We start from the raw sequence: 7,594 nt of genomic DNA, 5'->3' as shown, positions 1-7,594 counted from the left end.
TCCGCGGCAGGACGGCGATCGCCGGCTGGATGAAGTGGGTGGCGAAGTCCACGTTCGGTCCCGCGGCGCCGGCCGGGCAGGCCAGCGCGCCGCCCGCGGTGCCCGCGAGCGCGGTCGCGCCGAGCAGTGATGCCCAGCGCCACCTTGGGGATCTTCGGGGTGTCGAGCCCATGGGCCCCCTCCTGAGGGTTGCGGGCGCAGCGGCTCGTCTGCGCCGACAGGGGGCCATTGATGTGCAGGCCACGTGAGAAGTCAATGGAGATGCCGCATAAACCTGACGGTTCATCAGTTTCTGCGGCATCCGGAACAGATCGCTCAGCGCGGGGCGCCGGTCAGTCGAACACGAACGGGCCGGGCGCCTGGTTCGCGGCGCTGGTGCAGGTGACGGTGATACCGAAGATCACCATCTTGAGCGAGCCGCCGTGGAAGTCCAGGCTGTCGCCGGAGGCCACGGTGCCCGGAAGCGGGCCGACGGTGACGGGGTCGCCGCCGGCCATCGCCGGGTTCACCGTCCCGCTGAAGACGGTGGTGCCGCCGCCGGCCTTGGCCATGGTGAGCGTGGACGTGATGGAGTTCGCGGACAGCGCGAGCGGTGCGGTGATCGCGGTGGACGTGAGCGTGATGGTGGCCGAGGTTCCTGACTGCGTCGCGGTGAGCGTCGCCGCGCCACCACCGAAGATGCCGCAACTCGCGGTGACCGTCGCCGTCGTCGGCGTGACGGCGACGGCCGTGGGCGCGAAGGCCAGGCCGGTGACCGCGAGGGCCCCGACCGCCACTGCCGCACCGATTCCTGATCGCTTGCCTCTCATGGGGATCCGACTCCCTTCCCGTTGTCTGGGAATGCCATGTGGGGATGGACGGGAGATGCACACCGTCAGGTGGGTGCGGACACGCTGAGGGCTGCGGGTCTGACGACCCGTTGGAAATTGCGTTCCCATTGATGCGCAGGGGTCAGGGACCGGCAAGGTTGAAATCCGGCCGAACCGCCGTTCGGTAACTCTTCAAACAACCGGGACGGGTGGGAGGCCGGGAAACGGGGGTCCGGGGGGCGGGGCCCCCGGTACGTCAACCGGCGGAAACGGTCACCCGGACAACCCCGTCCGGCCCGGCCACCAGCACCGGCGTCCCCGCACCCCCGAGGTCCCCGACCGCCGCCAGATCCTCCGCCGGGGGACTGTCCGCCGAGGTGACCACAGCCGCCGCCTCCAAAGACGTCGCCCCGGAAGCCACCGCCATCGCCACCGCGGTCCGCAGGGCGCTGAGCTTCAGGGAGTCGAGGGCGACGGTCCCGGCGACGTACGTACGACCCGTCTCGTCCCGTACCGCCGCACCCTCGGGCACTGCGTTGCGGGCCCGCGCGGAACGGGCCAGGGTGACGATCTTGCGGTCCTCGGGGTCAAGCTCGTTGCTGTCGCTCATGACCCGAGCATACGGAGCGGAACCCGGCTCACCCCGCCACGGGGTACATCGCCTCGCGCCTGCCCTCCGGCGAGGCCAGCCACTCCAGCTTCGCCGCGGTGCCGGCCTCGTCCAGCGGGGTGTGCAGGACGACGGTCAGGTCGGGCCGGGCGGGCACCTTCATCGCCGTGGACTCCACCACCAGCAGACCGACCACCGGATGGTCCAGCTCCTTGCGGATCTGCCCGGCCTCCTCGATGTCCCGCTCCGCCCACATCGCCGCGAACTCGGGGCTCGCGCCGTTCAGCTCCGCCAGCAGTTCCTGGAAGCCGTCGTCGTCGGGGCGGGCCGAGGAAGCCGCCCGGAACTGCGCGACGACCGTGCGCGCGTTGCGCTCCCAGCTCTTGGCGCGGGACCGGTACAGCGGGTCGGTGAAGAAGTCGACTACGCAGTTCTGCGTGATGTCCGGACGCATGCCGAGCACCATCGCGGCGGCGTCGTTGTACATCACGCAGTTGTAGTACATGTCCATGATGTGGGCCGGATACGGCATCCACGTGTCGATCAGCCGCCGCAGCCCGTCGCACATGTCCCGCTTCTCCGGCGCCACTTCGGGCGCGGGCGGGTTCAGCCCGGCGAGCACGTACAGGTGACGGCGCTCGGCGTTGCTCAGCCGCAGGACGCGCGCCACGGAGTCGAGCACCTGCGGGGAGACCGAGATGTCCCGCCCCTGCTCCAGCCACTGGTACCAGGAGGCGCCCACCCCGGCGAGCACGGCGACCTCCTCGCGGCGCAGTCCGGGTGTGCGGCGCCGGGCCCCGCCGTCCGGCAGACCCGCCTCCGCCGGGCTCACCCGGGCCCGACGGCTCATCAGGAACTCCCGCAGTTCGCGCAGCCGATGGCTCTTCGGCGCGTCCTCAGCCACGAAACGATCCCCCTCGTAGTGTCTGGTGGTGCCACCACCACCATAAGTTCCGACTCCCCACGCGTATTCCGATCGCCGGAAGCTCTTGCCATGGCGATCGACACCACCACCTCACCCACCACTCCCGAACGAGACGAACGCGAACTCCTCGGCACCTCCCGGATGTCGACGCGCGACAAACTCGTCCTCTTCGTCCTGTGCGCGGCCCAGTTCATGGTCGCCCTGGACTTCTCCGTGCTGAACGTGGCGCTGCCGGGCCTCGGCAGGGACCTCGGCATGAGCCGGTCCGCGTTGCAGTGGGCGGTCACCGCGTTCGCGCTCCCGTCCGGCGGCTTCCTGCTCCTGTTCGGCCGCATCGGCGACCTGTACGGCCGCCGGAAGCTGTTCCTCACGGGCCTTGCCCTCTTCGGCGCGGCCTCGCTGCTCGCGACGTTCGCCTGGGACCCGGCGTCCTTCCTGGCCGGGCGGGCGGTACAGGGACTGGCCGCCGCGGCGATCGTGCCCACCGGCATGTCGCTGCTGACGACCACCTTCCCGGAGGGTCCGGCGCGGGACCGTGCCCTGGGCATTTCGGGCACGCTGCTGTCGCTCGGCTTCACGGTCGGGATGGTCTCCGGCGGCGTCCTGACCGACGCCTTCGGCTGGCGCTCCACGATGGGGCTGCTCTCGGTGTTCGCTCTGATCGTCCTGCCGTCGGCCCCCGGTCTGCTGCCCGAGTCCCGCACCCCCGACCGTCCCCGGCTGGACGTGCCCGGTGCGATCACGGTCACCGGCGGTCTGCTCTCCCTGATCTACGCCCTGTCCACGGCGGCCGACCACGGCTTCGGCCGGGCGGACGTCCTCACGACGCTCGCCGCGGGCGCGCTGCTGCTGACGGCGTTCGTGATCGTCGAGTCGCGCGCCGGGGCGCCGCTGGTCTCGCTGCCCATGCTTCGCCGCCGCACGGTGGCGTGGGGCAACGTGGGCGGTCTGGTCACGTTCTCGATGATGTCCACGGTGATCTTCGTGCTGACCCTGTACCTGCAGGAGACCCTGCGCCTTTCGGCCTTCGAGACGGGACTGGTCTTCGGCGTGCAGGGAGTGCTGTCGGCGGGGGCGGGCACGTACGCCCCGAAGGTCATCGGCCGCTTCGGCGCCCGCCGTACGCTGGTCGGCTCGCTGGCCGGACAGGGTGTCCTCATCGCCGCCCTCCTCGGCCTGAACGCGCATCCCTGGTCGGTGTGGCTCGCCACGGCCGCCGTGTCGCTGGCCGGCGTGTGCCACCTGGGCGCGATCATCTCCTACGGTCTGACGGTCACCTCCGGTGTCCCGGACGAGGAGCAGGGCCTGGCCACCGGCCTGGTCACCTCCACCCAGCAGGTCGGCATCACGGTCGGCATCCCGCTGCTCGGTGTCCTGGCCACGACCTCGGACGACCTGCTGTCCGGCGTGCACACCGTGCTGGCCCTGGACGCGGCGATCGTGCTGGCGGCGGCCGTCCTGGTCGGCCTCGGGCTGCGGACCGGCCGGCCCGCCTCAGGGGCGGTCGAGGCGAAGCCGCTCGGCTCGCGGTAGACCGGCGACGACCAGGTCGTACGAGTCCTCGACGAGCTCCCGGACCAGCCGGTCCGGGAGCTCTCCGTCGACGGTGACGGTGTTCCAGTGCCGTTTGTTCATGTGATACCCGGGGACGATCAGCCCCTCGTGCTCACTCCGCAGCCGGATCGCGTCCTCCGGGTCGCACTTGAGGTTGACCGTCAGGGGCCGCCCGTCGAGCCGGCTCAGCGCGAACATCTTCCCCAGAACCTTGAACACCGAGGTGTCGGGATCGAACGGGAACTCCTCCACCACCGCGTTGAACGACATGCAGAGGTCACGCAGCTCCTTGGGCGTCACTCGGACTCCTGCTCCTGTTCCGCCGGTGGTGGCACCGGCTCGACCAGCACCGTCACGATCTTGTTCCGGCGTCCGGCGGCGGCCTCCGCGGTCAGTCGGAGTCTGCGTTCGTCGGGGAGTTCGACCTCGGCCGAGGCGCCGGCGATGGGCACCCGGCCCAGTGCCTTCGCCAGCAGTCCGCCCACCGTCTCCACGTCCTCGTCGTCGTACTCCTCCAGGCCGTACAGCTCACCGAGGTCCGTGATGTCGAGGCGGGCGGTGACCCGGTAGCGGTCGTCGCCCAGCTCCTTCACGGGCGGGAGCTCGCGGTCGTACTCGTCGGTGATCTCGCCGACGATCTCCTCGAGGATGTCCTCGATGGTGACGATGCCCGCGGTGCCGCCGTACTCGTCGATGACGACGGCGACGTGGTTGCGTTCCTTCTGCATCTCGCGCAGCAGGTCGCCGGCGTTCTTGGTGTCGGGCACGAAGAACGCGGGCCGCATGGCCGTGGACACCAGGTCGTTCTCGGCGTCGCGGCTGATGTGCGTCCTGCGGACCAGGTCCTTCAGGTAGACGATCCCGACGATGTCGTCCTCGCTCTCCCCCGTGACCGGGATGCGCGAGAAGCCGGAGCGGAGCGCCAGCGTCAGGGCCTGGCGGATCGTCTTGTAGCGCTCGATGACGACGAGGTCGGTCCTCGGGACCATGACCTCCCGCACCAGCGTGTCGCCGAGCTCGAAGACCGAGTGCACCATCCGGCGCTCCTCGTCCTCGATCAGGGACTCCTGCTCGGCGAGGTCGACCAGGGCCCGCAGCTCGGCCTCGGAGGCGAAAGGCCCCCGGCGGAAGCCCTTGCCGGGGGTCAGGGCGTTTCCGATCAGGATCAGGAGCGAGGGGACCGGGCCCATGATCCTGGCCAGCGGCAGCAGCACGTACGCGGCCGCCGTCGCCGTGTTCAGGGGGTGCTGGCGGCCGATGGTGCGCGGGGAGACGCCGACGGCGACGTACGACACGAGGACCATGACGCCGATCGCGGCGAGCAGGGCCTGCCAGGTCCCGTCGATCTCCTGCAGGCAGGCGTAGGTCACCAGGGCGGCGGCAGCCATCTCGCAGGTGACCCGGACCAGCAGCGCCACGTTGAGATAGCGGGTCGGGTCGGCGGCGACCTGGGCGAGTTTGGCGCTGCCCCGGCGGCCCGACTTCACCGCCTCCTCCGCGCGGAAGCTGGAGACACGCGCGATGCCGGCCTCGGCGCAGGCGGCCAGCCAGGCGACGACGACCAGGGCGATCGCGCCGACGACGATCTGCGGACTCATCGGGCCCGCTTACGAAACCGTCGGCGCCGGGGACGGGCCGGTCAGGCCCTTCTCCTCGCGCCAGCCGTCCACGATGGCGGCCTGCAGACCGAACATCTCGGCCTTCTCGTCGGGCTCCTCGTGGTCGTAGCCGAGCAGGTGCAGCACTCCGTGGACGGTGAGCAGCTGGAGCTCCTCGTCCATGGAGTGCTGCGTGGGCGCCTCGGACCCCTGCTTGGCGGCGACCTCGGGACAGAGCACGATGTCGCCGAGCAGCCCCTGCGGGGGCTCCTCCTCGTCCTTGGACGGCGGCCGCAGCTCGTCCATCGGGAAGGACATGACATCGGTCGGACCGGGCAGGTCCATCCACTGGATGTGGAGCTGCTCCATGGCGTCGGCGTCCACGACGATCACCGAGAGCTCGGAGAGCGGGTGGATGCGCATCCGAGCGAGCGCGTAGCGGGCGATGTCGAGGATCGCCTGCTCGTCGACCTCGGTTCCGGACTCGTTGTTGACGTCGATCGACATGGTGCTGCCGTGTCTCTACTTCCCCTTGTGCCCGGACCTGCCCCGGCCGCCCTTGTGGGTGCCGTTCTCGGTGCCGTGCTTGCTGTCGTACAACTCGTACGCGTCGACGATACGGCCCACCAGCTTGTGCCGTACGACATCGTGGGACGACAGCCGGGAGAAGTGGACGTCCTCCACGCCTTCCAGGATCTCCTGCACCTGCCGCAGACCGCTCTTGGTGTTGTTCGGCAGGTCGACCTGCGTCACGTCACCGGTGATCACGATCTTCGAGTCGAATCCGAGGCGGGTGAGGAACATCTTCATCTGCTCGGGGCTCGTGTTCTGGGCCTCGTCCAGGATGATGAAGGCGTCGTTGAGCGTGCGTCCGCGCATATAGGCGAGCGGCGCGACCTCGATCGTCCCGGCCGCCATCAGGCGGGGGATCGAATCCGGGTCGAGCATGTCGTGCAGCGCGTCGTAGAGCGGGCGCAGGTAGGGGTCGATCTTCTCGTAGAGCGTGCCGGGCAGGAAGCCCAGCCGCTCGCCGGCCTCGACCGCGGGGCGGGTCAGGATGATGCGGTTGACCTGCTTGGACTGCAGGGCCTGCACCGCCTTGGCCATGGCGAGGTAGGTCTTGCCGGTACCGGCGGGGCCGATGCCGAAGACGATCGTGTGCTTGTCGATCGCGTCGACGTACCGCTTCTGGTTGAGCGTCTTGGGGCGGATCGTACGGCCGCGCGAGGACAGGATGTTCTGCGTGAGCACCTGGGCCGGGGTCTCCTCCGGGCCCTCCCCGTTCTCGCTCGCCCGCAGCATCGCGATCGAGCGTTCCACTGCGTCCTCCGTCATCGGCTGCCCCGTGCGGAGCACCAGCATCATCTCGTCGAACAGGCGCTGGATGAGGGCGACTTCACCGGAGTCGCCGACCGCGCTGATCTCATTGCCCCGGACGTGTATGTCGGCCGCCGGGAAGGCCTTCTCGATCACGCGCAGGAGGGAGTCGCCGGAACCCAGCACGGTGACCATCGGGTGCTGGGCAGGGACCGTGAACTGTGCTCTCGCCTGCCCCTGCGCGGGGGTGTGAGCTGTGGGTGTCTGAGTCATGGGCCGGCGCTGTAGGCCTGCGGTTCCTCCTCGTCACGGCCGCGTAGCTGAGGGCGGCCTCGCGATTCCAAGGGTACGACGGGGCGCTGACAACGCCGTAGGGCTTTTCCCGGCTCCCGCCGTGCAGCGGTGAGCCCTGTATGCGCTCCCGTGCGCGTGGGCAGAATGCGCCGTGTCACCGCCGCTCATGGTCGTGGGCCACGTCACCCCGGCCACCTGTCCGAGGAAAGCAGGTCGGCCGCCATGCATCTGCGTCTGCCCACGTCCTTGTCCGAAGCACAGCGGTGCCTGACCGACGGGGCGATACCGGTCGGCGGCGCGACCCTGGTGTGGGGCGCCTGGCAGCGGGACGGCTTCCCCGAGCAGGCGTTCTCGCTGCGTGACGTGCCGGAGGCGCGGGTGATCGGGGCCGAGGAGCTGGGCGCCGCGGTCGTGCTGAACCAGATCGACGAGCGTGTGCCGGAGGTGCTGCGCCGGGCGGCCGCCGGTGTGGGCACCGGGGCCGTCC

At 70.1% G+C, this 7,594-nt stretch carries 8 protein-coding genes and 1 pseudogene; 2 read left to right on the top strand and 7 right to left on the bottom strand.

Features of this window, described 5'->3' with window-relative positions; translation table 11 throughout:
* Window positions 1–332: 332 nt before the first annotated feature.
* The 3 genes from ACFW2E_RS36340 to ACFW2E_RS36330 form a co-directional block, all read right to left on the bottom strand.
* On the bottom strand, window positions 333–809 hold the full coding sequence (locus ACFW2E_RS36340; protein ID WP_384473125.1) for a hypothetical protein: 477 nt from the start codon (window positions 807–809) through the stop codon (window positions 333–335).
* 256 nt (window positions 810–1,065) lie between these two features.
* Window positions 1,066–1,419 (bottom strand): cytidine deaminase, encoded by a 354-nt coding sequence (locus tag ACFW2E_RS36335; RefSeq protein WP_384473122.1) that lies wholly within the window; start codon window positions 1,417–1,419, stop codon window positions 1,066–1,068.
* Window positions 1,420–1,447: 28 nt separating this feature from the next.
* The gene (locus tag ACFW2E_RS36330; protein ID WP_384473128.1) at window positions 1,448–2,269 is read right to left on the bottom strand and encodes a helix-turn-helix transcriptional regulator; all 822 of its coding nucleotides are present in this window, start codon (window positions 2,267–2,269) and stop codon (window positions 1,448–1,450) included.
* Window positions 2,270–2,413: 144 nt separating this feature from the next.
* On the opposite strand from ACFW2E_RS36330, the gene ACFW2E_RS36325 reads away from it, so the two are divergent.
* On the top strand, window positions 2,414–3,877 hold the full coding sequence (locus ACFW2E_RS36325) for an MFS transporter (protein WP_384473119.1): 1,464 nt from the start codon (window positions 2,414–2,416) through the stop codon (window positions 3,875–3,877).
* Here the strand turns inward: ACFW2E_RS36325 and ACFW2E_RS36320 are convergent.
* The 4 genes from ACFW2E_RS36320 to ACFW2E_RS36305 are packed head-to-tail and all read right to left on the bottom strand — an operon-like array spanning window position 3,839 to window position 7,086.
* Window positions 3,839–4,198: an MmcQ/YjbR family DNA-binding protein gene (locus tag ACFW2E_RS36320; RefSeq protein ID WP_384473116.1), complete on the bottom strand. Its 360-nt coding sequence runs from the start codon at window positions 4,196–4,198 to the stop codon at window positions 3,839–3,841. The two genes, ACFW2E_RS36325 and ACFW2E_RS36320, sit on opposite strands and share 39 nt — an antisense overlap.
* Complete coding sequence (locus ACFW2E_RS36315; RefSeq protein WP_384473113.1) at window positions 4,195–5,496, bottom strand: hemolysin family protein; 1,302 nt, start codon at window positions 5,494–5,496, stop codon at window positions 4,195–4,197. Before ACFW2E_RS36315 ends, ACFW2E_RS36320 begins: the two co-directional genes overlap by 4 nt.
* A gap of 9 nt (window positions 5,497–5,505) precedes the next feature.
* Window positions 5,506–6,003 carry an rRNA maturation RNase YbeY gene (gene ybeY, locus ACFW2E_RS36310; RefSeq protein WP_384473110.1) on the bottom strand — a complete coding sequence of 166 codons (498 nt, stop codon included), beginning with the start codon at window positions 6,001–6,003 and terminating at the stop codon, window positions 5,506–5,508.
* A gap of 15 nt (window positions 6,004–6,018) precedes the next feature.
* Window positions 6,019–7,086 (bottom strand): PhoH family protein, encoded by a 1,068-nt coding sequence (locus ACFW2E_RS36305; RefSeq protein ID WP_384473107.1) that lies wholly within the window; start codon window positions 7,084–7,086, stop codon window positions 6,019–6,021.
* 243 nt (window positions 7,087–7,329) lie between these two features.
* Between ACFW2E_RS36305 and ACFW2E_RS36300 the strand changes: the two are divergent.
* Window positions 7,330–7,594 (top strand): annotated as a pseudogene (locus ACFW2E_RS36300) (FAD dependent dehydrogenase); the annotation flags it as partial.

It is taken from the genome of Streptomyces sp. NPDC058964, from assembly GCF_042741275.1.
Taxonomy (GTDB): Bacteria; Actinomycetota; Actinomycetes; order Streptomycetales; family Streptomycetaceae; genus Streptomyces.
Note: the sequence above shows the minus strand (reverse complement) of the source record. Positions and strands in the feature narration are given on the sequence as shown.

Bases quoted from the DNA above. Each gene is read 5' to 3' on its own strand.
- ACFW2E_RS36305 (WP_384473107.1), bottom strand. From the start codon at position 7,086: ATGACTCAGACACCCACAGCTCACACCCCCGCGCAGGGGCAGGCGAGA.
- ACFW2E_RS36335 (WP_384473122.1), bottom strand. From the start codon at position 1,419: ATGAGCGACAGCAACGAGCTTGACCCCGAGGACCGCAAGATCGTCACC.
- ybeY (WP_384473110.1), bottom strand. From the start codon at position 6,003: ATGTCGATCGACGTCAACAACGAGTCCGGAACCGAGGTCGACGAGCAG.
- ACFW2E_RS36315 (WP_384473113.1), bottom strand. From the start codon at position 5,496: ATGAGTCCGCAGATCGTCGTCGGCGCGATCGCCCTGGTCGTCGTCGCC.
- ACFW2E_RS36330 (WP_384473128.1), bottom strand. From the start codon at position 2,269: ATGAGCCGTCGGGCCCGGGTGAGCCCGGCGGAGGCGGGTCTGCCGGAC.
- ACFW2E_RS36325 (WP_384473119.1), top strand. From the start codon at position 2,414: ATGGCGATCGACACCACCACCTCACCCACCACTCCCGAACGAGACGAA.
- ACFW2E_RS36340 (WP_384473125.1), bottom strand. From the start codon at position 809: ATGAGAGGCAAGCGATCAGGAATCGGTGCGGCAGTGGCGGTCGGGGCC.